The sequence below is a fragment of the Streptomyces sp. NBC_00443 genome, from assembly GCF_036014175.1.
Classification (GTDB): Bacteria; Actinomycetota; Actinomycetes; order Streptomycetales; family Streptomycetaceae; genus Streptomyces.
Genome location: NZ_CP107917.1, coordinates 375,093 through 399,147, shown reverse-complemented (window position 1 = coordinate 399,147; position 24,055 = coordinate 375,093). Strand labels below are relative to the sequence as shown.

The window sequence follows — 24,055 nt, the reverse complement described above, 5'->3', positions numbered from 1 at the left end:
GGCCGCCGGCTCACGACCGGCGGCGGGCGCCCGGTCCCAGGCGGGCCGTGACGTCCCAGGGGTTGAGGGCGGAGTGCTCCGCGGAGCACTCGACGACGACCCGGACCGGAGCGTCGCAGCCGGTGTGCCGGATGTCCAGCAGGGTGTCCTCGGGGTCGAGGATGTACGTCTCACCCCACTGGCCCAGCGCCATGAGCGCGGGCCACAGGTCCCAGCCCTTGCGGGTCAGGCGGTACTCGTTGCGGGCGCGGCTGCCGGGCTCCTGGTAGGGGACGGTCTTCAGGATGCCGGCCGAGGTCAGCTTGCGCAGGCGGTCGCTGAGGACGGCTTCCGACAGGCCGATGTGGCGGTGGAAGTCGTCGAAGCGGCGGACTCCGTTGACGGCGTCGCGCAGGATCAGCATCGTCCATTTCTCCCCGACCACGTCGAGCGTGCGCTGGACGGGGCAGTTCTCCGTGCTCGCCTCAAGCCACTCCATCCCCCCATCGTACGGCCCTGGCTTCGTCATTGACAGTCAGGTGGAAGCAGGGCTAGCTTCAATGGACGAAGTCAGATGGGAAGGCGCTGGACCGTGGGACGAACACGTACGTATCACTGGGACGATCCCGTCCCCCTGGCAGAAGCCGCCGCACACATGGCAGGCATCGAATTCCTGCGTGAGCTGCAGGCCGGGCGGCTGCCGGGACCGCCCGTCAGCCACACCCTCGACTTCACCCTCGCCGAGGTGGAACCCGGCAGAGCGGTGTTCTCCCTGACGCCGGGCGAGGAGCACTACAACCCGATCGGCAGCGTGCACGGCGGCGTCTTCGCCACGCTGCTCGACTCGGCCGCGGGGTGCGCCGTCCAGTCCACCCTTCCGCAGGGCATGGCGTACACCTCGCTGGACCTGACCGTGAAGTTCCTGCGGCGGATCACCGTGGACACCGGGACGGTGCGCGCCATCGGAACGGTTGTCAGCCAGGGGCGTCAAACCGCGCTGGCGCAGGCGCAGTTGGTCGACTCCAAGGATCGTCTGCTCGCGCATGCCACCAGCAGCTGCATGCTGTTCCCGGTGCCGCCCGCTCAAGGGTGAGCGGCACTGGCGCCCTTCGTCGTCCGGACCGTGGCGCAGCTGTTCACGAGGTGTGACCGGAGCGGCGGAGAACAGGCCGCAGGGCCTCGATGACGCTCGCGTCGTCCACGGTGGAGGGGATGGGTTCGTCGTGGCCGTCGGCGATGCCCCGCATCGTCTTGCGCAGGATCTTGCCCGAGCGGGTCTTGGGCAGGGCGGCCACGACCGTGACGTCCTTGAGGGAGGCGACGGCGCCGATACGGTCCCGCACGAGCTGGACGAGTTCGGCCTCGACCTCGCCCGGGTCGCGGGCGGTGCCGGCCTTCAGGACGACGAAGCCGCGCGGCACCTGTCCCTTCAGGGCGTCGGCGACGCCGATGACGGCGCATTCGGCGACGTCGGGGTGGGCCGCCAGGGACTCTTCCATGCTGCCGGTGGACAACCGGTGTCCGGCGACGTTGATGACGTCGTCGGTGCGGCCCATGACGAACACGTAGCCGTCCTCGTCGATGTGCCCGCTGTCTCCGGTGAGGTAATAGCCGTCGAAAGCGGAGAGGTAGGAGGCGACGTAGCGGTCGTCGTCGTTCCAGAGCGTGGGGAGTGCGCCGGGCGGAAGCGGGAGCCTCACGACGATCGCGCCGTCGACGCCCGGGGGCGTCGGCTCGCCCGAGGGATCGAGGATGCGGACGTCCCAGCCGGGCAGCGCGCGGGTGGGGGAGCCGGGCTTGAGCGGGGCGGCTTCGATGCCGACCGGGTTGGCGACGATGGGCCAGCCGGTCTCGGTCTGCCACCAGTGGTCGATCACCGGGACGCCCAGAAGCGTGCTCGCCCAGTGGTAGGTCTCGGGGTCCAGCCGTTCGCCGGCGAGGAAGAGATAGCGCAGGTGGGAGAGGTCGTACTCCGCCGTGAACGCTCCCTTCGGGTCCTCCTTGCGGATGGCCCGGAAGGCGGTGGGCGCTGTGAACATGGTCTTGACCCGGTACTCGGCGGCGACGCGCCAGAACTGGCCCGCGTCCGGGGTACCGACCGGCTTGCCCTCGTACAGGACCGTCGTCGCGCCGACCAGCAGCGGCGCGTAGACGATGTACGAGTGCCCGACGACCCAGCCGACGTCGGAGCCGGTGAACATCGTCTCGCCCGGGCCCACGTCGTACACGGCGCCCATCGACCAGTGCAGCGCGACCGCATAGCCGCCGCCGTCGCGGACAACTCCCTTGGGCTTACCGGTCGTTCCGGACGTGTAGAGGATGTACAGGGGATCGGTGGCAGGGACGGGAACGCAGTCGGCCGGCGGTGCGGCGGCGACCAGGTCGGCCCAGTCGAGGTCGTCCGGCCCCAACTCGGCCTGCTCCTGCGGGCGTTGCAGGATGACGCTCTTCTGCGGCTTGTGCGTGGCGAGTTCGATCGCCCGGTCGAGCAGCGGCTTGTATGCGATGACCCGCTTGCCCTCGACGCCGCAGGAGGCGGAGACGACCACCTTCGGGGCCGCGTCGTCGATGCGGAGGGCCAGCTCGTGCGGGGCGAACCCGCCGAAGACGACCGAGTGGACCGCGCCGATGCGCGCGCAGGCCAGCATCGCGACGGCGGCCTCGGGCACCATCGGCATGTAGATGACCACCCGGTCGCCGTGCCCCACGCCGAGCTGCGCGAGCGCTCCGGCGAAGGCCGCCACCTCGTCCCTCAACTGCGCGTAGGTGTAGGTGCGTCGGGTGCCGGTGACGGGGGAGTCGTAGACGAGTGCGGGCTGGTCGCCGCGGCCGGCTTCGACGTGCCGGTCGAGTGCGTTGAAACAGACGTTCAGGCGCCCGTCGGGGAACCAGCGGTAGAAGGGTGCGCCCGAGGAGTCCAGGGCGGCTTGCGGAGCCACGTCCCAGTCGATGCCCTCCGCCGCCGTCAGCCAGAAGCGCTCCGGGTCGTCCGTGCTGGCACGGAAGACGTCCTCGTACATTCCCATCACGTACTCCTCTGTCCCGTCGGTGCCTGACTGCGGTGGCGTGAAAAGGGGCGTGGGACACGAATACCGTATGCCGCCCGACAAGATCGAGTGGAACGCGGCGGACCGGGGCCGGTCGTTTCTGCCGGTTGGCTGCTCAGCGCCTTCGAGCAACTCGCAGCCCCTCCGTCAGCAGGCCGAGTCCGAATTCGAAGTGGGGCGTGAAGTCGGTGCTGGTGAGTAGTCGCGCGGGCCGTCCTCGGGCGGGGGTTGACGTGCGTCGGCTCCGACTGCGGCATCGCTGAGCCCCGCTGGCTCTCGCGTTTCGGCAACGCGACGCGGCTTGCGGAGAGTTACCGCTCCGGCCGCGTCCTGCTGGCGGGCGACGCCGCCCACATCCACTTCCCGGCGGCCGGGCAAGGGCTCAACACCGGGCTCCAGGACGCCATGAACCTGGGCTGGAAGCTGGCGGCCGTCATCAACGACCGGGCGCCGTCCGGGCTGCTCGACAGCTACGACGCGGAGCGCCGGCCGGTCGGACAGTCGGTCACGGAGAACACCGAGGTCCAGACCCTGCTCGTGGAGCTGGCGCTCGTGCCGCGGTACGAGCGCCCGGGCGCCGCGCTGCGGGGGCTGCTCGACCACCTGCTGGGCATGCCGGAGGTCAACCGGAGGCTCGCCGACCAGATTTCAGCGCTCGGCACCGTCTATCCGCCGAAGGTCCCGGACGCCGATCCATTGGTGGGTCGGCGTATGCCCGACATCGGACTCAAGGCCGTGGATTCGGAGGCGACACGGGTGTACGAGCTGCTCCACCAGGGCCAATTCGTGCTGCTCTCGCCGGCTGGAGACCAGGGCCCGAAGAGGGCCGTCGACTCCGGGTACGCCGACCGGGTCACGGCCGTGCGGGTCGACACGTACGACGAGCATGCGGAGCTGGACGGGGTGCGCGAAGTCCTCGTACGCCCCGACGGTCACGTGGCCTGGGCCACCCGGACCGGCGATGCCGACGAACGTGGTGATCAGCGGGCCCGCGCGTTGAACGCCTGGGCCGGAACTCCCGCTTGACGCGCTGCCTCTGGCGGGAGGGCACGAGTGCCGCCCCTCCGTCAGTCGAGCAGGACGCCGGGGTTGAGGATGTGGCGGGGATCCAGGGCGTGCTTGGTGGCGCGCAGGGCCAGCGCGAAGGGCTCCGGGCGTTGGAGGTCGTAGCCGGGGCGGTGGTCGCGGCCGACGGCGTGGTGGTGGGTGGCCGTGGCGTGGTGGCGGTGCAGGAGGTCGGTCACGACGGCCTTGATGTCGTCCCAGACCTCGACCTCGTCTCCGGGACGGCCGGCGACGGCCACGGTGAAATAGGGGGCCGCGCCGTCGGGGTACACGTGCGTCAGGCGGCAGTTGATGGCGGCCTCGTGTCCGGTGGCCTTCAACGCGGCGGCGCCGACTTCCGTGCGGACGGCCTCGATCAGGGCGGGGATCCTGTCCCACGTGGTGGCGGTCTCGAAGGTTTCGACCACGGCGCCCATACGGGCCAGGCCGTCGCGCAGATAGGGCATACGCAGGAACGCCGAGCGCCAGGCGGTCACCGGCCCGTCGGCCGGCGCGTCGCCGTGAGCCGCCGGTGCCTCGCCGCGGCCGCCGTGGGCGCGAGCCAGGTCCAGTGCTGTCGCGAGGCGATCGTCGACCTGGGCGGTGGCGGACTCGAAGCCCAGGACCAGGACGGCGGAACCGTCGTGCGAGGCGCCGGACAGTGCGGCCTCGCCGGGGTCGAGCAGACGACAGTTGGCCGGGAAGAGGTCGGACTGGGCGATCGCGCGCACCGCGTCCAGCGCGCGGTGGAAGTCGGCGAAGGCCACCGACGCCGAGGCCTTGTACCGGGGGCGCTCCTGCAGTCGCATCCATGCCTCGGTGATGATGCCGAGCGTGCCCTCGGACCCGAGGAGCAGCCGGTCGGGCGACGGTCCGGCGCCGGACGCGGGCAGCCGCCAGGACCTGCCCGCTCCCGCGGGCGTGATCACGCGCAGGGACTGCACGAAGTCGTCGATGTGCGTGTGAAGGGTGGCGTAGTGGCCCCCTGCCCGGGTGGCCAGCCAGCCGCCGAGGGTGGAGAACTCGAAGCTCTGCGGGAAGTGGCGCAGCGTGAGGTTGTGGGGCCGCAGCTGTGCCTCCAGTGCGGGACCGAGGGCCCCTGCCTGGATGCGGGCGGCGCGACTCGCGCTGTCGATCTCCAGGACCCGGTCCATCGAGGTCAGATCCAGCGACAGCACAGCCTGGTGGGCGTCACCGCGGTACTCCACGCCGCCGACCACTGAGGAGCCGCCGCCGAAGGGGATGACGGCCACACCGTGCTCGCCGGCCCACTCCAGCAGGTCGGCCACCTCCTGGTCGTCGGTCGGGCGGGCCACAAGGTCGGGGATGCGGCGGGGGCGGCCGCGCAGGGCTCGGATGACGTCGCGGTACGCCTTGCCCATGGCGTGCGCGGCGCGGGCCTCCGGGTCGTCGGTGACCAGGTGCGCCAGGGCGGGCGGCGGCTTCACGCCGGGGCGGCCGATGGCCAGGTCACAGACCCGGGGTATCGGCAGTGGGCGGGCCAGGGTGCCCGGCAGCAGGGCGCCCAGGGCGGCGCATTCGGCGTCGTCGGGGTGGGCGTCGGTGTAGCCCCAGCCCCACCAGGAGCGGGGGCGGGAGGCGCCGGGGTCGATCGGATGGATCGCGGACTCGGGCATGGCGGCGCTCCCAGTGACTCGAATTTACCCTTCGGTAAATTACCGTAGGGTAAGTTTGAGTCCATGACAAGACTGAGCTCCAAGGCCGGTACCAAGGGCGTGCCAAGGGCCGCGCGCGAACAGCAAGTCCTGGCCGCGGCGACGGAGGAGTTCGGTCGTCACGGCTACGAAGCCACGACCGTGGCGGCCGTCGCCGCGCGCGTGGGTGTCACCAAGCCGCTGGTGCACCAGTACTTCGGCAGCAAGGAGGACCTGTACCTCGCCTGCCTGACCCCGGTCGGCGACCGGCTGCTCGACGCGATCCGCGCCGCGATGGCTGCGGGCGACACCGGTGGGCCGTCCACGCCCCTGCGTGTGCTGCACGGGCTGTTCACGGCTCTGGACGGGCAGCGCGAGGCATGGTTCGTCCTGTACGACGCGTCACTGCCGCCCGGCACTGACGCCGCCGACCGCGCGGCGTACTACCGCGGTGCCATCGACGACCTGGCCGCGATCGGTTCAGCCGATCTCGTGTACGCGGACGGTGCCGGCGATCCGCTCGACGCCGACGCGCTCAAGCATGCCTGGCGGGGCCTTTGCACCGCCCTGGTCCGCTGGTGGATCAACCATCCCGACCAGTCGCCCGAGGCCATGACGCAACGGTGCGCGCGGCTCTTCGCCGTCGGACGTGACGTCCTGGGCACGGGCGGCGACAACGGGTCGTCCTCGGAGCCGAGCGCACCTGCCTCGTAATGCGCGCACTCGGGCTTCGGGGCCATGCGGGGTGGGGCGGTGCGGCGGGCACGGGCCCATCGGGCGATGCCCGCCGCTGCCGCCGCCGCTCAGAAGTCCGTGGGCAGCCCGCTTGCCTCGGCAATGCCCCGCAGCTCTTCTGTCTCCCTGTGTCGTTCCCTGATGTAGTCGGCGATCTCGCTGAGGCGGGCGGGGTCGGAGGCGGTGGTCGCGTCCGTGACGATGCGGACCGGACCGGTGTCGTCGACATCGATCTCGACCACTTCGTTGTCCATACGGCCGGTGACAGCGGTGGCGATGACCAGCGCGGCCTCGTCGCGCACCTCCTGGGGCAGCTCGTCGCCGGCCCCGGAGTCGAGCGCGACGTCGAGGCCGGAGAGGCGCTCCTCGGCGATCGCCTGGAGGACCGGTTCCACCAGGCGCCGCAGAAGGCGGTAGTCCTCCGTGTCCATCCGGATGCGCAGGAGGTCCAGGTACGCGTCCACGGGCCGGCCGTCGCCATTCGGAATCTCGGAATCGCTCATCTGCTTCGTGTTTCCAGCACGACGCGGCTCACACACGTTGCCAGCGAGCCATGGCGAACGAGAACACACCGAACAGCACCAGACCGGCTGCGACGCAGGCCAGCAGCCACGGGCCGAGCGGAGTGTCGGCGAATGTACGTAGAGTGTCGTCCAGCCCCTTGGCCCGGTCGGGCTCGTAGTCGATCGCCGCCCGCACGGCGAAGACGCCCGCCACGGCGAACACCAGCCCGCGCGCCACACCACCGACCACACCGCTGACGTCCACCAGCTGCCGTGCCCTGCGGCTCAGCTGCCCGAGCTTGAGCTTGTCGTGGTACTTGCGCAGGACGGCCCGTACGGCGATCCAGCCGCCGGCCACGACGACGCCGATGCCGGCCGCCGCGACCAGCCACTGGCCGGCGGGTGTCTCCAGTGCCCTGGCGGTGGCGTCCCGCGACTGCTGGTCGCTGGATCCGCCGCCGCTCTGGTCCCGGCTCGCCGCGAAGGACAGCACCGAGTAGGCGACGAAGACGTAGAACGCGAAGCGCACGGTCGCCAGCAGTCGCTTGCGCGCGCTACGGCCGTCCTTCCCGACGGAGCCGAACAGCGCCTCGGACAGCCGCCACAGGGCCATCCCGACGAGGCCGATGCCCAGCGCCCACAGCAGTACAGCACCGAAGGGCTTGTGCGACAGCTCCTGCAACGCCCCACCGCGGTCGGCCTGTTCGCCGGTGATGCCGAAGGCGATCTGCAGCGCCAGGGCTCCGACGAGCAGATAGATCACTCCCCGGGCGGCGAGACCCGCCCGCGCCGCCCCCTCGGTGACCGACCCCCGCGCCGCCCGCTCCGCCCGGAACCGTCCTGTCCGTGCCAACGCACCCGTGTCCATGAGACCTCCCGGCAGACCGAATGCCCCGGCACGGCCGTCACACACGCCGCCATGCCGCCGGCCAGGGGAATTTCCGGTCAGTCAGGGCTGCTGCGGTGACGCCGTCGGCGTCCTGGGGCAGGTGCTTTCCATGGGCACGTACGTGGAAGCCAACGGAACCACGATCTGGACCGAGAGCCGTGGCCAAGGGCCCGGCATCCTGCTGATCGCAGGACTGAGCGATCCTGCCGAGGCGTGGCAGGCGCAACTCGACGGGCTGTCGGACCGGTACCGGGTCATCGCCTTCGACAACCGGGGGTCGGGGCGGACGCCCCTGCCCGACGGGCCCATGTCCGTGGCGATGATGGCCGACGACGCCGCGGAACTGCTCCGTGCGTTCCAGGTCGACAGGGCGCATGTCGTCGCGTTCTCGGGCGGCAGCGCGATTGCGCAGGAGCTGGCGCTCCGTCACCCGGAAGCCGTCCGTAGCCTCGTCCTCACCAGTACGTGGGCCCGAGCGGACGCCTACTTCACCAGCATGACCCGCTTCTGGCAGTGGCTGGCGACCCAGGCGCCGGACGAGCGCGCCATGCTGGAGGCGTTCTTTCTGTGGATCTACACGCCCCGCGCCCACGCCGACGGCACGGTGGAGCGGCTCATCGAGGAAACGCTCGCCTTCCCGTACGCGCAGTCCGCCGAGGCCTTCCAGCGTCAATTGGAGGCGTTCACGCCCCACGACACACTCGACCGGCTGCCCGGCATCACGGCACCGACCCTCGTCCTGGCCGGCGAACGGGACATCGCCACGCCACCGCGGTTCGGACGGATCGTGGCCGACGCCGTCCCGGGCGCCCGTTTCGAGATCCTGGCGGGGGAGGCTCATCAGCCGTTCCAGGAGTCCCCGGACGTGTTCAACGCACGGGTCGCTGCCTTCTGGCGCGAGGTCGAGCGCGGGATCGTTTCGAACTCGACCGACGACAGGTGACCTCGGGCTGACGAGGAGCCTCGAGGTGATCTCCGGAACGGTGACGAGGCGCCGCTCCCGTCCGCGCGTACGCGTGCCTGCGTTGTCAGTGGGTGCTGCCAGGATGACGTGCGTGAGGATCAAGGAAGTGACACGTCACGAAGTCGCCGAGCAGCGGATCGAGAACACCCTCAAGCGTGGGGCCCATACGGCCTTCGGCCACGCCTCCGCCATGCGCCACGACGGTCGGCCGTTGCGTCAGAGTCTGCGCGAAATGGGCGGCGATCTGCTCGACTTCGCCGCGGCCCGCACCCTGCAGGACCCCGCCCTCGACGAGCCGCGATCCCGCGCTTCCTGCTCACGGCAGCGGAGTGCGCGCTGGGGGAGCTGACCTTGGGCTGCTTCCGCGCCCGCTGTCCGTGAGGAAATCCCGTACTCGGAGCGGGAGCGGGAGTCGGTGTCGGAGCCCGGCGACCTCGCCGAGATGGACGCGCTGTGCACCTACCTGACCGTCGTGCAGGGGCCGGTGCCCGGGGCGCGGCCCGGCCGGGTCCCGCTGGACAAGCCGGACGCCGAGGCCCGTGCGCGGGCAGCCGGGCAACTCGACGCGAGCGGGACACTGACGCCGGATCAGAGGCTGCTGCGCGTACTGCTCGACGACGACCAGGCCACCCTCGAACACGCTCTGGAAGAGCGGCTTGTGGCGCACCGCGACAACGCCGGAAGCGACCCGGTCCCCAGGAGTCTGCTGCCGGTGGCTGCCATGGCGCTGGCCGCGCTTGCCTGTCTCGCGCACGGCTGGCAGTTGGGCGTACGGTCCGGCTACCTGCCCCAATCCCTGATGCGTGCCCCGCAGCAGTAGCCGTCGGTAGCGTGTCCGTCGTGATGGTGGGAACGGTTGAGACCCGGCTGGTCGTCCTGCGCGGCAACAGCGCCTCCGGCAAGTCGTCCGTCGCGGCCGGCCTGCGCGAGCGGTTCGGCCGCAATCTGGCCCTGGTCGGCCAGGACAACCTGCGCCGCATCGTGCTGCGCGAGCGGGACCGGCCCGGCGCAGCCAACATCGGCTTGATCGACATGACGGCCCGTTACGCCCTGTCCGCAGGGTTCCACACGGTCGTCGAGGGCATCCTGTACGCCGACCGGTACGGCCCGATGCTCAAGGACCTGGTCCACGACCACCGCGGCACCACGCGCTGCTACTACCTGGACGTGCCCTTGCAGGAGACCCTCGCACGGCATGCGACGAAGCCCGACCCGGCCCTGCTGGCCCAGGTCACCGACCAGCACCTGCGCGACTGGTACCGCGAACGGGACCTGCTGCCTGACGGGATCGAGACCGTCATCGACGCCGGGAGCTCCTTGCACGCGACCGTGGACCGCATCATGCGTGAGACGGGCCTCGACCGGGTGCCGGCGATCGACCGCTGAGGAGGACAGGGGGGCGGCTGGACCAGCTGATCAGTCCAGCGCCCCGCCCGTCCTCGTCATGAGACCCAGGACAGGCCGTCCGCAGCGACGGTGAGACCGTCGGGCGCGGCGGCACCCGGTTCATCGAGCGGGCTGCCGTACAAAGCCTGTTCCTGGAGGTCGTTGCCGGTGCGGAAGGTGTCGGTGACGACCTGGGTGGACAGCAGCGGGTTCACGCGGTCGTCGCCGGTCGTCAGGCGGTCCACCGCGTTGTTCAGTTCGGCGGACGCGGCATTCCAGTGGGGGTGACCGGTTGCGATCACCGCTGTGTCGCCGGAGGCCACGCCACCGGCCAACTCGGCGAAGGCGGCGACTTCATCGACGTCGACCCGGGTGACCTTCTTCGCCGACCAGAAGTACGACTGCTCGTTGCGCTCCATGTCGTAGAAGGCGATGAGGAACTCGTAGAACACGCCGTACTCGCGGCGGTAGCGCGCCTCGAACTCGGCGAAGCCCCGCTCCTCGGGGACACTGCCGTCGAGTGCGGAGTTCACCGCGCGGGCTGCCAGCAGGGCGCCGTACGTCGCCAGGTGGACGCCGGAGGAGAGCACCGGGTCGACGAAGCATGCGGCGTCGCCGACGAGGGCCATGCCCGGTGCCCAGAGGGACTTCTTCCAGTAGGAGTAGTCCTTGCGCACGCGCACCCGGTCGTACGGCGGCTCGGTCGCGACCGGTACGTCCGTCAGCAGGCGGTCGACTTCCGGGCACGATGTGATCATGTTCTGCCAGGCGCCGCGCGGGTCGTGCTGGACGGCCGCGTAGTGCTCGGGTGAGATCACGGCGCCGACGCTGGTGAGGTCGTCGCGCAGCGGGATGTACCAGAGCCAGCCGGCGTCGAAGGCGGCGCAGAAGATGTTGCCGCTGTTCGGTTCGGGGAGGCGGCGGCCGCCGGCGTAGTAGCCGAACACGGCGAGGTTACGGAAGAAGTCGGAGTACACGCGGGCTCCGCCGACTCGGCCGTGGATCCGGCTGGTGTTGCCGGACGCGTCGATCACGTACCGGGCGTGCGCCGTGCGCGCGGTCCCGTCCGGGTCGGTGTACTCGACGCCGTGCACCCGCTCGCCGTCGGTGAGCACGCGGCGTACGGGACTGCTCTCGCGCACCTCGACCCCGACCCGTTCGGCGTTGCGCAGCAGGATTTCGTCGAACCGGGAGCGCTCCACCTGGAAGGCCGTCGCAGTGGGCTCGGGCAGGCGGGGCGTCATCGAGAAGGAGAACTGCCAGGGCTCCGGGGCGCGGCCCCAGCGCAGTGTCCCGCCGCGTTTGAGGGTGAAGCCGGCCCGGGCGACCTCGTCGGCAACTCCGAGCATGCGGCACAGGCCGTGCACGGTGGCGGGCAGCAGCGACTCGCCGATCTGGTACCGGGGGAAGGTCTCGCGCTCCAGCAGGAGCACCCGGTGCCCGCGCAGGGCCACGGCCGTCGCGGCGGTCGAGCCGGCCGGCCCGCCGCCCACGACGACGAGGTCGTAGTCCGAGGTCATCGAGAGGCTCCTGTTGCGTTCTTGTACGAGGTCACTTGGTCAGCCAGGCACGGATCGCCGCTGCCGTGCTGTGGGCATCGCGGTTCAGCACGGTGAAGTGGTCGCCGGGCAGGTCCGCGCTGTCGTGGGGCAGCGGCCAGCGCGGCTGCCAGTCCCCGTCGGGGGCCGCCTGCCGCATGTGCTGCGTGGGCCGGCCGCGGAGCAACAGGGTCGGGACCGCAGCCGGTTCGGGCTGCCAGTTCTCGAGTACCCGCGCATAGCCGCCCCCGGTGATCAGCAACGAGTCGTCCAGCTCGTCGACCACGTCGTCCGGCAGAGCGGCGCCGGCGGACATCAGGGCCAGCCCACGAGGGTCGTCGCGGCGCAGCACTCCGGCATGGGAGTCGATCAGGATCACGCCGGCCGGAGCGTGTCCCGTGTGCGCGAGATCACGGGCCACGGCGTGCGCGATCGCGCCGCCGGCGCAGTAGCCGACGATGACCGGTTCCAGGTCCGTGGACAGCGCGCGCACCGTCTCGGCGTGCGTCCGCACCAGCGTGGCCATGCTGTCCGGGACGGCCCGGCGCGTTCCGAATCCGGGATGCTCCAGCAGGAACAGGTCGCGTTCGCCGTCGAACTGCTCGGCCAGAGCGCAGGGTTCGCGGTGGAGCGGTGAGAGATAGTCCGGGATGTACACCAGCGGAGTGCCGTCGCCGTGGGCGAGCCGGACCGGCGGGACCGCGTGCTCGGTGCGTTCCCCGTCGGTGAAGGTCGGCAGGGCGTAGGACGCGAGATGGCGCAGCCCCATCGCCTCCAACGGGCCCTGTTCGCACAGCACTCGGTGGTAGAGGGTGCTGAACCGCAAGGGGGATGAGGGGGAGGAGGGTGAGGACTGGGGGCCGGGCGCTGCCGGAGGTGGTGTTTCGGATCCGTCCTGCCCCAGCGCGCCCGCATCGATCAGAGCGGCATGGACGTGCGCCGCCAGCTCGGGCAGCGTGGGGAACTCCATCACGACGGTCGGAGCCAGTCGCACGCGCGTGAACGCGCTGAGGCGGTTGCGGAGCTGTACGGAGGTCAGGGAGTCGAAGCCGACCTCGGTGAAGGCTCGTTCGGCGGGGAATGCGGCCGGGTCGGTGAAGCCCAGGACCGCGGCGACCTCGACGCGGATCAGCTCTGCCAGGACGGTCTCGCGTTCGGGCGCGTCGATGGCGGTTAGCCGCTCACGCCACGCGCCGGGTGCCTGCACAGCAGCCCTGCCGACCTCTTCAGCCCCAGCAGTCCCAGGGGGCGATACGTCAGTGACGTGCCGCTCGGCTTGAGCCGCACGCTGCGCCACCAGGTCTGCGAGGACGGACGGCGCGGCCGGACCGCCCGCTGCCGCGAGGTCCAACGGGATCGGCACCAGCACCGGTTCCGCAAGGCGCATGGCCGTGTCGAGGAGACGCACGCCCTCCCCTTCCGTGACGGACAGCACGCCGCCCTCGCCGAGACGTGCGGGCGCGACGCGGGCCGCCATCCCCCCCTCGTCCGCGGTGGACCACGGACCCCAGGCCAAGGCCTGCGCGGGCAGTCCGTGGGCCACGCGGTGCCGGGCGAGCGCGTCGAGGAATCCGTTCGCGGCGGCGTAGTTCGACTGGCCCGGTCGGCCGAGGACTCCGGCGGCCGAGGAGTACAGGACGAACGCGGACAGGCCGAGGTCCTTCGTCGCCTCGTGCAGATGCCAGGCACCGTCAGCCTTCGGCGCGAGCACGGTCGCGAGCCGGCCCGGGGTCATGGTGTCCACCACGCCGTCGTCCACCACCCCGGCAAGGTGGAAGACGGCCGTCGGCGCCGGTCGGCAGGACGCGACCAGGGTGTCGACGGCCGCGCGGTCGCCCACGTCGCACGCCGCCACGCGCACTTTCGCGGGCAGGCCGCCCGCCCAGTCCGGGACGCGTCCGCTGCGGCCGGTCAACAGCAGGTGTCGTACCCCGCGTTCCGCGACCAGATACCGGGCGAGACTCTCTCCGAGCGCGCCCGTGCCGCCGGTGATCAGCACCGTCCCGTCGGGGTCCAGGGCGGGTGGCTCGGCGGTGGGCGGATCCGTGAGGAGGAGTCGGGGCACCAGGACGAGACCGTCACGCAGACGGACCTGTGGCTCGCCGGACCGCAGCGCTGCCTCCAGGCCTTCTGGCGCTCCCTCCAAGTCCCCTGGTGAGGCCGGGACTCCACCCCGGTCGACCAGCACGATCCGGTCGGGGTGCTCGGACTGGGCACTGCGCACCAGCCCTGCGACCGCGGCCTCGGCGGGATCGGGGTCGTCGCCGGTGGCGTTCTGGGTGAGCACCATCAGACGGCCCGGCCGCACATCCGAGGTCCATGCGCGTACGGCCTCCAACGCGGCGCCGAGGAGCTTGCGGGCGCGTTCGGGCGGGATGGCGTCTTCGGGCAGGGCCGCGGCGAGTCGGGCCACGTCGAGCAGCTCGTGCTCAGGGCTCGCGTCGTGGACCGGCGCCGCCGGCCGCCAGGTGAGGCGGTATGTCCCGGCACGCGCTGTGGCTGCGGTCGGGATCGCGCGGGTGACCATGGACTCCACGGCGGCGAGGGGCCGACCCACGGGGTCGGTGAGGGTGACCCGGAACTCGTCCTCCCCGAGGCGCCGTACGACGGCCCGCGCCGCCGAGGCACCGGTGGCGTACACCGTCAGACCCGTGCAGGCGAGCGGGGCCCGCGGCTCACGCGCTCGCTCGCTCGGCTCCTCGGCCAGCAGCGCGGCGTGCAGCGCCGCGTCGAACAGAGCGGGGTGCAGGGTGTACGCATCCGCCGTCGCCGCTTCCCCGGGCGACAGCGCCAGTTCGGCGAAGACTTCACCGTCCCGACGCCACAGGGCGCTCACCGCGCGGAAGGCGGGCCCGTAGTGATGGCCGTACGCCGCGAGGCGCGGATAGTCGATGGGTAGCCGCTCGGCGCCTGCGGGCGGCCACGCCTCGCCCCCATCGGCGGGCGGAGCCTGAGCCGGGGCGGTCGTCGCGGTGGCATGCCGGCTCCACGGCCCCGTCGCGCCGACCGGGCGGGCCCAGATGGTGACCGGTCGGCCGCCCGCCGCGTCCGGTGCCCCGGCGACCACCTGCACCTGCATCCGATCCGCCGGGGACAGCACAAGCGGCTCGTGGAAGGCCAGTTCGGCCAGCCGGACGGCGCCGGGGGTGCCGGTGGCTCGGCAGGCCAGTTCGGCGAAGAGGGTGGCGGGCACCACCACCCGGTCGCCGATCGCGTGGTCGGCCAGCCAAGGGTGGTCCGTGGTGGAAAGTGCGGCGGTGTGCCGGATCCCGGGCCCATCGGCGTCGTGCTGCGGCTGCCCCATCAGGGGGTGGCCGGACGGGGTGCGGTGCCGCACGGCGTTCAGCCAATAGCGCTGTCGCTGGAAGGGATAGGTGGGCAACGGACGCCGACGGGCACCGCTGCCCGCGTACACCCGCCGCCAGTCCACCGGCACCCCGTGCACATGCAGCGCTGCCAGCGCATCGAGCGCCGTACGGGGATCGGGGCATGCCGTGAACACCGCGCCCGCGTCCGGCGCGACGCAGCCCTCGGCCGCCACTGCGAGCGAGGCGGAGGGCGCGGCCTCGACGTACGCCGTCACGCCGGCGTCGGCCGACCACCGCACCGCGTCGGCGAACCGAACCGTCTCACGCGCCTGCCGTACCCAGTGCTCGGCGTCGGTGAGCGCGTCCTGCTCGGGACGGCCGGTCAGCGTGGACACCACCGGGACGGACGGCCGGTGGTAGGTCACCGCCTCGGCGACCGCCCGGTACTCGGCCAGCATCGGGTCCAGCAGCGGTGAGTGGAAGGCGTGGCTGACCCGTAGCCGGTGGGACGGGCGTCCGATGGTGGCGACGAGCGCCGTCACGGCGTCCTCGTCGCCGGACAGTACGACCGACGTCGGTCCGTTGACCGCCGCGACCGCCACCCGGCCGGGCCCCTCGCCGAGATGGTGAGTCACCTCGGCCAGCGGCGCACGCACCGCGATCATCGCGCCGCCGGTGGGCAGGGCCGCCATCAACCGGGCGCGGGCGGCGACCAGTCGGACCGCGTCGGCGCGGGAGAACACACCGGCGATATGGGCGGCGGCCAGCTCACCGATCGAGTGACCGACCAGGTAGTCCGGCCGGACCCCCCAGTCGGCGAGCAGCGTGTGAAAGGCGACCGCGAAGGCGAACAGCGCGGGCTGCGCGTAGTCGGTGCGGTTCAGCAGGCCGTCGTCCAGGGAGTCGATGACCTCCAGCAGCGGCCGGTCCAGCCACGGCGTGAACTCCTCGCACCATCCGGTGAACGCCGCGTCGAAAACCGGGAAGGCGGCGCGCAGTTCGCGGCCCATACCGGGCCGTTGGGCGCCCTGGCCCGCGCAGAGCAGTGCCACCTTCGGACGGGTACGTGCGGTGCCCCGCAGCAGCGCCGGTGTGTCGACACCGTCGGCCAGATCGCGCAGCCCGGCGAGCAGCCCCTCGGCATCGGGGGCCAACACGGCGGCCCTGCGGGACTGCGGTGCCCTGGTGGTTGCCAGTGAGTACGCGACGTCCAGTGTTGCCGACTCGCCGGTCACGTCGGCCAGCGCGGCGGCGAGCCTCGCGGCGTGGGCGCGCAGGCCGGCCTCGTCGCCGCCGCCGATCAGCCAGGGTGTGACCGGCAGTCTCGTTGCCGGCGGGGTCGGGGTCGGGAGGATGTCGGTACCGGGTGCCGATCCCGCACCGGAACCCGCGCCCGTTCGCACGACTGCTCCGGCACCCGAACCGGCGCCCGAAAGGCTCCCGGAACCCGCATCCGCTCCAGCATCGGACCCGGACCCGCTGACCCCCGCAGCACCGCCGGAATCGGCTTTCGCCGGTTCCTCGATGATCACGTGAGCGTTCGTACCGCCAATACCGAACGATGAGACCGCCGCACGCCGCGGCCGGTCCCGGGGGCCACGGTCGGGCCCGGTCGAGCAACCGCACAGCTCCTGCGGACCAGTCGACGTGCGGGGAGGGCTGATCCGCGTACAGCGAGGCGGGCAGTTCGCCGTGGCGCATCGCCTCGATCATCTTGATCACGCCCGCCACGCCTGCCGCGGCCTGGGTGTGCCCGAGGTTCGACTTGACCGAGCCCAGCCACACCGGGTCGCCCGGATCGCGGTCCTGACCGTAGGTGGCCAGCAGGGCGCCGGCCTCGATCGGGTCGCCGAGCGCGGTGCCCGTGCCGTGTCCCTCCACCACGTCCACGCCGGCCGCCCGCAGCCCCGCGTCGGCCAGGGCCAGCCGGATCAGGTCCCGCTGTGCTTCGCCGTTGGGGGCGGTGAGACCGTTGGACGCACCGTCGGAATTCACGGCGGACCCGCGCAGCACGGCCAGCACAGGATGGCCGTTGCGCCGGGCGTCCGACAGCTTCTCCAGCAGCACCAGACCGACGCCCTCGCCCCACGCGGTGCCGTCCGCTCCCGCGGAGAACGGTCGGCAACGGCCGTCCGGCGACAGGGCGCGCTGGCGGCTGAAGGCGACGAACGGCTGCGGACTCGACAACACCGTCACACCGCCGGCCAGGGCGAGTGTGCACTCCCCGGCGCGCAGCGACTTGGCGGCCAGGTCCATCGCGACCAGCGAGGACGAGCAGGCCGTGTCCAGGGTCATGACCGGGCCGCGCAGCCCCAGGATGTAGGCGATACGGCCGGAGGCGACACTGCCCGACGACCCGATGCCGATGTGCGACTCCAACTCGTGCGGCGAGACGCCGTTGCCGTAGCCGGCGTGCATCAGTCCGACGAACACGCCCGTGCTGGTGCCGCGCACCTCCGGCGCGGGGATGCCTGCGCGTTCCAGCGTCTCCCAGGCGACCTCCAGCAGCAGGCGGTGCTGGGGGTCGGTGGCCATGGCCTCGCGCGGCGACATGCCGAAGAACAGCGGGTCGAAGTCCGCCACGTCGTCGAGGAAGCCGCCACGGCGGGTGTACGTGGTGCCGATCCGGTCGGGGTCGGGATGGTGGAGGGAGTCGATGTCCCAGCCGCGGTCGGTGGGGAACTCGCCGGTGGCGTCCACTCCGTCGGCCGCCAGGCGCCACAGGTCCTCGGGCGAGCCCACCCCGCCCGGGTAACGGCAGCCGAGGGCCACGATCGCAACCGGTTCGGCATGCGGACCGCGCTGCGGCACCTCCGTCGCGGGCGTGGTCGCCGTGGGCGAGGTCGGGTAGGTGGCCGTGGGCGTGGCAGTCCCGTGCAGGCGGGCGTCCAGATGGGCGGCGACCGCGGCCGGGTTCGGGTGGTCCCAGACCAGCGTCGCCGGCAGCCGCAGCCCCGTGCGCAGGCTGAGCCGGTGCCACAGGGACATCGCGTCCATGGAGGTCAGGCCGAGATCGGCGAACGCGGTGCCGGGATCGGCGGCCGACCCGCGGATGGCCGACGCCTCCGCACACACCAGGTCGGTCAGCGCGGCCCGCCGCTCGCCGGGCGTGCGGTCGGCCAGCAGTTCGAGCGTCGGCTCGGCCGCCCGCTCGGCGAGGGCCTCGCGCAGCAGCGCCCGGCGCGGCTTGCCCGCAGCGGTGCGCGGAACGGCCGGCGTGAACAGGACCTCGTCCGGGACCTTGTGCGCGGAGAGCACCGCGGCACAGGCCCGCAGCAGGCCTGCCGTGTCCAGGGTGGCCTGTGCGGGAACCACGAATGCCACCGGAACCTCGCCGAGCAGCGGATGCGCCCGCGCCACCACGGCCGCGTCCCGCACGCCGGGCAGGCCGCGCAGCACCTGCTCGACCTCGGCAGGGTCGACGTTCTCGCCGCCGCGTACGATCCGGTCGCCGACCCGGCCGGTGACGGTCAGACAGCCGCCCTCGCCGAACCGGCCCAGGTCACCTGTCCGGTACCACCCGTCGCGTACGGCAGCGGCGGTCTCCTCGGGCCGGTCGTGGTAGCCGAGCATGACGCCGGGGCCGCGGACCCAGATCTCGCCCTCCGCACCGTCGGTGACCGCCCGTCCGCTCTCGGGATCGACCAGCCGAACGTCCGTACCGGGCAACGGCGGCCCGCTGCTCCCGCGTACCGACGACCCGTCGGGCAACTCCATGGCGATCTTGCCGCAGGTCTCGGTGCTGCCGTAGCCGTCGAGGAGCGGGGCACCGAACCGCGTCCCGACCTGCTCCCGCAGATCCGGCCCGCTGGGCGCGCCGGCGGTGACGCAGAACCGCAGCGACGGCACCGCCCCCAGACCGGCATCGAGTAACTGACGGTACGTGAGGGGGACTCCACCGAGGACGGTCGGTGCGTACTCCTCGACCAGCCGGACCAGTTCGCGCGGCTCCGGTGCCGCAGTGATCCGCGCGCTCGCGCCGGCCACGGTTGTGCCCAGTACGCACAGCGAGTGGGCGTAGGTGTGCGACAGCGGCAACGGCCACAGCACCCGGTCCGTCGCCGACAGCCCGAGCCGGGGGACGTAACAGGCGACGGCGGACCAGAGCGCCGAGCGCTGGCTGGACACCGCGGCCCTGGGCGTGCCGCTGGTGCCGGACGTGTGGAGAAGCCACGCCGGATCGTCCAGACCGAGATCGTCAGGGGGCGAGGCCGGCGCTTCGGCGACGAGGTCCTCGAAGCGCGAGGCACCGTCCGGCGCCGGGCCCTCGCCGGTCACCACCAGCCGCAGTGCCCGACCCGCCGTCAGCCGGGCGATCCGCGGCAGGTTCCGCCGGTCGGTGACCAGCACGGCCGGGTCACAGTCGGCCAGCAGCGCCGCGAGCTCGGCGTCGGTGGCGCGGGAACTCAACGGCACACCGACCGCGGCGGCCCGCACGGTGGCGAGGAGACCCTCGACCACCTCCACGCTGTTGTCCAGGCAGAACGCCACCCTGGCACCCCGGCCGACCACCAGCCGCACCGCCAACCGGGCGGTACGACGCTCCAGTCCGGCCCAGCTCACCGCGCGCCGGTCGTCAGCGAACGCGACCTTGTCGCCATGGCGTAAGGAGTTCTCGACGAGCAACTCCGGGACAGACCGCACCTCGAACACGTCCGCCACACCCACCAGGCATCCCCCTCGTCCGGACCGCGTCGACTTGTCGATCAGCGTACGGCGCGGGAACTGGTGTGTGGTGGTGAGGGCTTGTGATTCCGCCGGGGGCCAGGAAGGGGGGCGTTGGTCAGTCGGCGTAGACCCGGCCGTCCTTGATGACGAAGTGGGTCGGTTGGGAGCAGCCGAGGGACGGAGTGAGGAGCAGGCTCACCGTCAGCGGGGCGGGTTCGGTGCTTGCGGTGGAGAGTTGGCAGACGGCGTGAGCGCCGGTGAGGGGGAACCAGAACCAGCCGTCCACATCGCCCACGGTGACGCGGTCGGACTCCTTCCAGGCGCCGCCGGACTGGGTGTAGACCTGCAGGCGTACGGAGGCGGCGTACTCGTCCTGCGTCGATCGGAGCGCGGTCAGTGTGATCTTGTAGTCGCTGCCGAGGACGGACGAGGCGATCTGCCGTGTCTGCGGCGCCGCGGCGGCGGTGCCGGCCGTCGAGGATCCGGCACCTGCGGCGCCCAGCGCGGCCGCCATCACCATGGTGAGGGCCACGGCCGTGCCGCGGCGGGATCGGGTGCGGGTACGCGTGCGTGCCAAGTTCATGTGTTCCCCCGTTGGAACGAGTTGGGAAGGAACGCTCGGAGGCGTTCCGGTCAGCGGTGAAGACACGTCACCCCGGTCAGAGGTTGTACGGATTTCGGCCGCGGTGGGATATCGCGGATTCCGCCCCTGACATTGCTGCGCCGCCGGCGGCCCGCTGGTGGAACTGGCGTCGGCGGCGGACGACGAGATCACCGCCGCATTGCAGGGCAAGCTCCTGGGACAGGTCGCGCCGGCCCGGCGGGCCGTACGGCATCTGGGACGGCGGCTCCGTCACCCTGACCGCGGGCACCTTTCCCGTCCCGCTGCCCGGCGGTTCGCTGGGTGCCCTCATCAGCACGGGCCTGGAGGGCTTCGTCCGCAACGCGGCTGCCGAGTTGCCCCGGGACCTGAGGATCAACGCCATCAGCCCCGGGTGGGTCAAGGAGACCCTGGACCGTCTGGGCATGGACCCGGCCGACGGAATCCCTGTCGCGGACGTGGCCCGGGAGTACGTGGACGCCGTGGAAGACGCCGCGCAGGGACAGACCATCCGCCTGCCCTGACGCAGCCTGCGCGGCCGCCTACTGGGGGCAGCCGCCGGGGCACAGCACATCGGGGTTCGTCAGGACGTCGTCTCATCGGCGGGCTACCGTCAACGCTGCGTTGTCCACGGTCATCCGAGGAGGAATCCTGTGTCATCGCCCTGTGACCCCCAGCACGCTCCGGTAGGCGATGTGGGCGCAGCGCTCATGATGATCGACTCCCGGCTCAGAACCATCTACGAGGGCAGGGCCGAGACCGACCCCGAACAGCAGCAGCTGGTCGACCAGTTCATCGCGTCACTGGGCCCCCAGGAAGTCGATGACCTGGTGGACGGCGCGTGCACGCTCATCTACATGTTCATGCAGTGGCTGCGGATGGCCTACGAGGACCACGACAGGGACGTCATCGAGTACGTGGTCCCCAGCCTCGTGGGATCACTGCGCATGATGACCAGGAGCATCCCTCCGGAGTCCATCCCCACCATGGCCGGTCTGGTCGTCGCGGCCGGCACCGGTCTGAGCCCCAGCCTGTGGCGCAAGCAGTTCGGAGACTGGACCGGGGACGAGATGAACCCCCTGGAAGCCACGGCCTTCCTGCTCGCGGAGCACATCAACCGGATCACTGACGACCGCGACTTCGCCACCCGCATGATCACCGAAGCTCTGTCCAGCTCGAACCAGGACTGACGCACAGAAGATGACCTGAAACCGGCCCGCAGCCACCCCCGCCCACCGGTCCATACCAGTGGCGGTCGAACCGTCGGCCCCCAGCAGCCCGCCGATGCCGTATCGCCCCCTCTCACCTGGGCCGCAGAGTCCGAAGCGCCCCGCACCCGGTTCTCCGTGATCCACCACCGACGGCGCCGTCGGCCCGCAGGGGCCGTTCGCGACGCACCTGCGTTTTTCCGTCAGGTTGCGCAGCAAGACCACGAAAGCTCCACAGATACCTCACTATTTGACGCGACGGATGCGTCGACGACCGGTCTCTGAGGGGGAAGCCGGCGTCACGCGCGGGGGTGCGTTCGCTCAGCGGAGCCGTGCACGCCCCTGCCCTGGGAGGGGACAGCACCGCAATGAGGCGGACCTTAAGCACCACTCTGCTCACGACGGGCGCGCTCATAGCCGCCTTCGGTGTACCGGCCGCACATGCCGCGGACCCGCCGCCGCCCCGCATCGACCTGCGGGTGCTCGTCGTCAGCGACGGCGGGCCGGCCACCGACGCCATCGCCGCCGAACTGGACACCGCGGGAACCCCGTACACGGAGATCGACCTCACGCAGTCCGGCCGCCCGGTGATCGACGCCGGATATCTCGCGGACACCGTGGACGGCCGGGACCGCGCCAAGTTCCAGGCGGTCGTCCTGCCCAACGACAACCCGTTCCCGGCGAACTCGCCCGAGATGGCCGCGCTGGTGGCGTACGAGAAGGCCTACGACATCCCGCAGGTCGACGCGTACACCTACGCCCGCCCCGAGGCCGGACTCCAGTACCCGGTGTACGGCGGCTACTCGGGCAGCGTCGACGGCGTGCAGGCCCAGGTGACGGACGCCGGGCGGGCGGGTCCGTTCGACTACCTCGACGGGCCGGTGCCGTTCGAGGACAACTCCCCGACCGTCGGGGAGAGTTACGCCTTCCTGTCCACGCCGATGGCCGGTGCCGACTTCACCCCGTACGTGCAGGCGCCGATCCCGGGCACCAGCAAGCAGGGTTCACTGGTGGGGGAGTACCGGCACGACGGGCGGCGTGAGCTCGTCGTCACCTTCGTCTACAACCAGTACCAGCAGCAGTTCCGGCTGCTGGCCCGCGGCATCGTCGAGTGGATGACCGGCGGGGTGCACCTCGGTGCCTCCCGCAACTACTTCGCCGTACACGTCGACGACGTGTTCGCCGCCGACGACCGCTGGAACTCCACGCTCAACTGCACACCGGGCGACGTGGACTGCACCGACCCCGACGCCACGCCCGACCCGATCAGGATGACGGCCGCCGACGTCGACCACGCCGCCGCCTGGCAGCGCGGGCGCGACTTCACCCTCGACCTCGCCTACAACGGTGCCGGCAGCGTCGACCACCGCGAGGACAACGACGGAGTCGACCCGCTGGCCGACCGGCTCATCGCCGAGCGCGCCGAGTTCCGCTGGATCAACCACACCTACACGCACGCCTTCCTCGGCTGCGAACAGGACACCTCCGTCGTGCCGTGGCGGTGCGCCACCAACGCCGACGGCAGCACCAAGTGGGTCAGCCGCGCCGGCGTCGCCGACGAGATCGCCCACAACCAGGTGTGGGGGCAGCAGGCCCAGCTGCCGCTGGACAACGACGAGTTGGTGACCGGAGAGCACTCCGGGCTGCGGGTGCTGCCGCAGCAGCCGGCCGACAACCCCAACCTGGCGCTCGCCCTCGCCGACACCGGCATCGGCTGGCTGGCCTCGGACAACTCCCGCGAACCCGGCCAGCGGCAGGTCGGCCCCGCGACGACGGTCCCGCGCTACCCGATGAACATCTTCTACAACGCGGGCCGGGCGGCCGAGCAGGTCGACGAGTACAACTGGATCTACACCAGCCGCGCGCAGGGCGGCAGCGGCATCTGCGAGGACAACCCGGACACCACGACCTGCCTGCCCGCGCCGCTCGACACGGCCACCGGCTACGCGCAGCACATCGTGCCCCTGGAGCGGCAGATCGCCCTCGGCCACGTCCTCGGCAACGACCCCAAGCCGCACTTCATCCACCAGTCCAACCTGGCCGAGGACCGGATCGCCTACCCGGTCCTGGACGGCGTGCTCGACACCTACGACACGCTGTTCGCGCAGAACACGCCGATGGTCAACCTGCGGATGAAGGACATCGGCAACGAGCTGAAGCAGCGCGCCTCCTGGCGGGCCGCGGTGGGCGACGGACAGGTCACCGCCTACCGGATCGGCGACACCGTCACCGTCGAGAGCCCCGACGGCGTGGCCGTCCCCGCGACCGTGCCCGAGGGCACCACCCGGGCCGGCTCCGCCTTCGGCCAGGCGTACGCGGGCGAACGGTCCGCGTGGACGACCCCGGCCGCCGAGCCCCTCACCCTCGCCCTGCCGCAGCCCGCGGCCTCCTCCACGGCCCCCGGCGCGGGCGGTTCCGCGCCGGCCACCGACCCGGCACCGGACGCCCGCGTGCCCGAGGGCGTGGCCGAGCCGGTCCTCCCCGCTGGGAGCTGACCGGCGTACCGGCAGCGAGGTCCCGGCCGCCTGAC

17 protein-coding genes and 2 pseudogenes are annotated in these 24,055 nt (G+C 71.8%); 10 read left to right on the top strand and 9 right to left on the bottom strand.

Annotation, left to right across the window (positions count from 1 at the left end):
* Positions 1-10 precede the first annotated feature (10 nt).
* Complete coding sequence (locus OHO27_RS01855) at positions 11-478, bottom strand: winged helix-turn-helix transcriptional regulator (RefSeq protein ID WP_328419628.1); 468 nt, start codon at positions 476-478, stop codon at positions 11-13.
* A gap of 93 nt (positions 479-571) precedes the next feature.
* On the opposite strand from OHO27_RS01855, the gene OHO27_RS01850 reads away from it, so the two are divergent.
* Positions 572-1,072, top strand: a complete 501-nt coding sequence (locus tag OHO27_RS01850; protein WP_328419626.1) for a PaaI family thioesterase — start codon at positions 572-574, stop codon at positions 1,070-1,072.
* A gap of 43 nt (positions 1,073-1,115) precedes the next feature.
* Here the strand turns inward: OHO27_RS01850 and OHO27_RS01845 are convergent, their stop codons facing one another.
* Complete coding sequence (locus OHO27_RS01845) at positions 1,116-3,005, bottom strand: propionyl-CoA synthetase (protein ID WP_328419624.1); 1,890 nt, start codon at positions 3,003-3,005, stop codon at positions 1,116-1,118.
* Positions 3,006-3,266: 261 nt separating this feature from the next.
* Between OHO27_RS01845 and OHO27_RS01840 the strand changes: the two are divergent.
* Positions 3,267-4,052 (top strand): annotated as a pseudogene (locus OHO27_RS01840) (FAD-dependent monooxygenase); the annotation flags it as partial.
* 41 nt (positions 4,053-4,093) lie between these two features.
* Here OHO27_RS01840 and OHO27_RS01835 read toward each other — a convergent pair.
* A complete protein-coding gene (locus OHO27_RS01835; RefSeq protein WP_328419622.1) occupies positions 4,094-5,707 on the bottom strand; it encodes an FAD-binding oxidoreductase in 1,614 nt (537 codons plus the stop codon).
* A gap of 63 nt (positions 5,708-5,770) precedes the next feature.
* On the opposite strand from OHO27_RS01835, the gene OHO27_RS01830 reads away from it, so the two are divergent.
* A complete protein-coding gene (locus OHO27_RS01830) occupies positions 5,771-6,439 on the top strand; it encodes a TetR/AcrR family transcriptional regulator (protein ID WP_328419620.1) in 669 nt (222 codons plus the stop codon).
* 89 nt (positions 6,440-6,528) lie between these two features.
* Here the strand turns inward: OHO27_RS01830 and OHO27_RS01825 are convergent, their stop codons facing one another.
* Positions 6,529-6,963, bottom strand: coding sequence for a hypothetical protein (locus tag OHO27_RS01825; protein ID WP_328419618.1), 435 nt, complete (start codon positions 6,961-6,963; stop codon positions 6,529-6,531).
* Positions 6,964-6,991: 28 nt separating this feature from the next.
* Positions 6,992-7,831, bottom strand: a complete 840-nt coding sequence (locus OHO27_RS01820; protein ID WP_328419616.1) for a DUF1206 domain-containing protein — start codon at positions 7,829-7,831, stop codon at positions 6,992-6,994.
* A gap of 130 nt (positions 7,832-7,961) precedes the next feature.
* On the opposite strand from OHO27_RS01820, the gene OHO27_RS01815 reads away from it, so the two are divergent.
* The 4 genes from OHO27_RS01815 to OHO27_RS01800 all read left to right on the top strand — a co-directional run bounded on the left by OHO27_RS01815 (position 7,962) and on the right by OHO27_RS01800 (position 10,202).
* Positions 7,962-8,795: an alpha/beta fold hydrolase gene (locus OHO27_RS01815; RefSeq protein ID WP_328419614.1), complete on the top strand. Its 834-nt coding sequence runs from the start codon at positions 7,962-7,964 to the stop codon at positions 8,793-8,795.
* Positions 8,796-8,922: 127 nt separating this feature from the next.
* Positions 8,923-9,165 carry a hypothetical protein gene (locus tag OHO27_RS01810; protein WP_328419612.1) on the top strand — a complete coding sequence of 81 codons (243 nt, stop codon included), beginning with the start codon at positions 8,923-8,925 and terminating at the stop codon, positions 9,163-9,165.
* 66 nt (positions 9,166-9,231) lie between these two features.
* Positions 9,232-9,636 (top strand): Imm49 family immunity protein, encoded by a 405-nt coding sequence (locus OHO27_RS01805; protein WP_328419609.1) that lies wholly within the window; start codon positions 9,232-9,234, stop codon positions 9,634-9,636.
* Positions 9,637-9,659: 23 nt separating this feature from the next.
* Complete coding sequence (locus OHO27_RS01800; protein ID WP_328419607.1) at positions 9,660-10,202, top strand: AAA family ATPase; 543 nt, start codon at positions 9,660-9,662, stop codon at positions 10,200-10,202.
* Positions 10,203-10,258: 56 nt separating this feature from the next.
* On the opposite strand, the gene OHO27_RS01795 is transcribed toward OHO27_RS01800, so the two are convergent.
* The 4 genes and pseudogenes from OHO27_RS01795 to OHO27_RS01785 all read right to left on the bottom strand — a co-directional run bounded on the left by OHO27_RS01795 (position 10,259) and on the right by OHO27_RS01785 (position 20,299).
* Positions 10,259-11,722, bottom strand: coding sequence for a tryptophan 7-halogenase (locus OHO27_RS01795; RefSeq protein ID WP_328419605.1), 1,464 nt, complete (start codon positions 11,720-11,722; stop codon positions 10,259-10,261).
* Between the two features lie 31 nt (positions 11,723-11,753).
* Positions 11,754-16,205, bottom strand: a complete 4,452-nt coding sequence (locus tag OHO27_RS43060; RefSeq protein WP_443059687.1) for an SDR family NAD(P)-dependent oxidoreductase — start codon at positions 16,203-16,205, stop codon at positions 11,754-11,756.
* A 315-nt stretch (positions 16,206-16,520) separates the two neighbouring features.
* A pseudogene (locus OHO27_RS43055) lies at positions 16,521-19,710 on the bottom strand (beta-ketoacyl synthase N-terminal-like domain-containing protein); the annotation flags it as partial.
* A 121-nt stretch (positions 19,711-19,831) separates the two neighbouring features.
* Positions 19,832-20,299, bottom strand: a complete 468-nt coding sequence (locus OHO27_RS01785; protein ID WP_328419602.1) for a hypothetical protein — start codon at positions 20,297-20,299, stop codon at positions 19,832-19,834.
* Positions 20,300-20,355: 56 nt separating this feature from the next.
* Between OHO27_RS01785 and OHO27_RS01780 the strand changes: the two genes are divergently transcribed.
* The 3 genes from OHO27_RS01780 to OHO27_RS01770 all read left to right on the top strand — a co-directional run bounded on the left by OHO27_RS01780 (position 20,356) and on the right by OHO27_RS01770 (position 24,020).
* Positions 20,356-20,841 carry a hypothetical protein gene (locus tag OHO27_RS01780; protein WP_328419601.1) on the top strand — a complete coding sequence of 162 codons (486 nt, stop codon included), beginning with the start codon at positions 20,356-20,358 and terminating at the stop codon, positions 20,839-20,841.
* Between the two features lie 129 nt (positions 20,842-20,970).
* Positions 20,971-21,507: a hypothetical protein gene (locus tag OHO27_RS01775; RefSeq protein ID WP_328419599.1), complete on the top strand. Its 537-nt coding sequence runs from the start codon at positions 20,971-20,973 to the stop codon at positions 21,505-21,507.
* A gap of 386 nt (positions 21,508-21,893) precedes the next feature.
* Positions 21,894-24,020 (top strand): hypothetical protein, encoded by a 2,127-nt coding sequence (locus OHO27_RS01770; RefSeq protein ID WP_328419597.1) that lies wholly within the window; start codon positions 21,894-21,896, stop codon positions 24,018-24,020.
* Positions 24,021-24,055 lie beyond the last annotated feature (35 nt).

Excerpts from the sequence above, each read along its gene's own strand:
- OHO27_RS01855 (WP_328419628.1), bottom strand. The coding sequence starts at position 478 with ATGGAGTGGCTTGAGGCGAGCACGGAGAACTGCCCCGTCCAGCGCACG.
- OHO27_RS01845 (WP_328419624.1), bottom strand. The coding sequence starts at position 3,005 with ATGGGAATGTACGAGGACGTCTTCCGTGCCAGCACGGACGACCCGGAG.
- OHO27_RS01835 (WP_328419622.1), bottom strand. The coding sequence starts at position 5,707 with ATGCCCGAGTCCGCGATCCATCCGATCGACCCCGGCGCCTCCCGCCCC.
- OHO27_RS01830 (WP_328419620.1), top strand. The coding sequence starts at position 5,771 with ATGACAAGACTGAGCTCCAAGGCCGGTACCAAGGGCGTGCCAAGGGCC.
- OHO27_RS01825 (WP_328419618.1), bottom strand. The coding sequence starts at position 6,963 with ATGAGCGATTCCGAGATTCCGAATGGCGACGGCCGGCCCGTGGACGCG.
- OHO27_RS01820 (WP_328419616.1), bottom strand. The coding sequence starts at position 7,831 with ATGGACACGGGTGCGTTGGCACGGACAGGACGGTTCCGGGCGGAGCGG.
- OHO27_RS01815 (WP_328419614.1), top strand. The coding sequence starts at position 7,962 with ATGGGCACGTACGTGGAAGCCAACGGAACCACGATCTGGACCGAGAGC.
- OHO27_RS01800 (WP_328419607.1), top strand. The coding sequence starts at position 9,660 with ATGGTGGGAACGGTTGAGACCCGGCTGGTCGTCCTGCGCGGCAACAGC.
- OHO27_RS01795 (WP_328419605.1), bottom strand. The coding sequence starts at position 11,722 with ATGACCTCGGACTACGACCTCGTCGTCGTGGGCGGCGGGCCGGCCGGC.
- OHO27_RS01785 (WP_328419602.1), bottom strand. The coding sequence starts at position 20,299 with ATGAACTTGGCACGCACGCGTACCCGCACCCGATCCCGCCGCGGCACG.
- OHO27_RS01770 (WP_328419597.1), top strand. The coding sequence starts at position 21,894 with ATGAGGCGGACCTTAAGCACCACTCTGCTCACGACGGGCGCGCTCATA.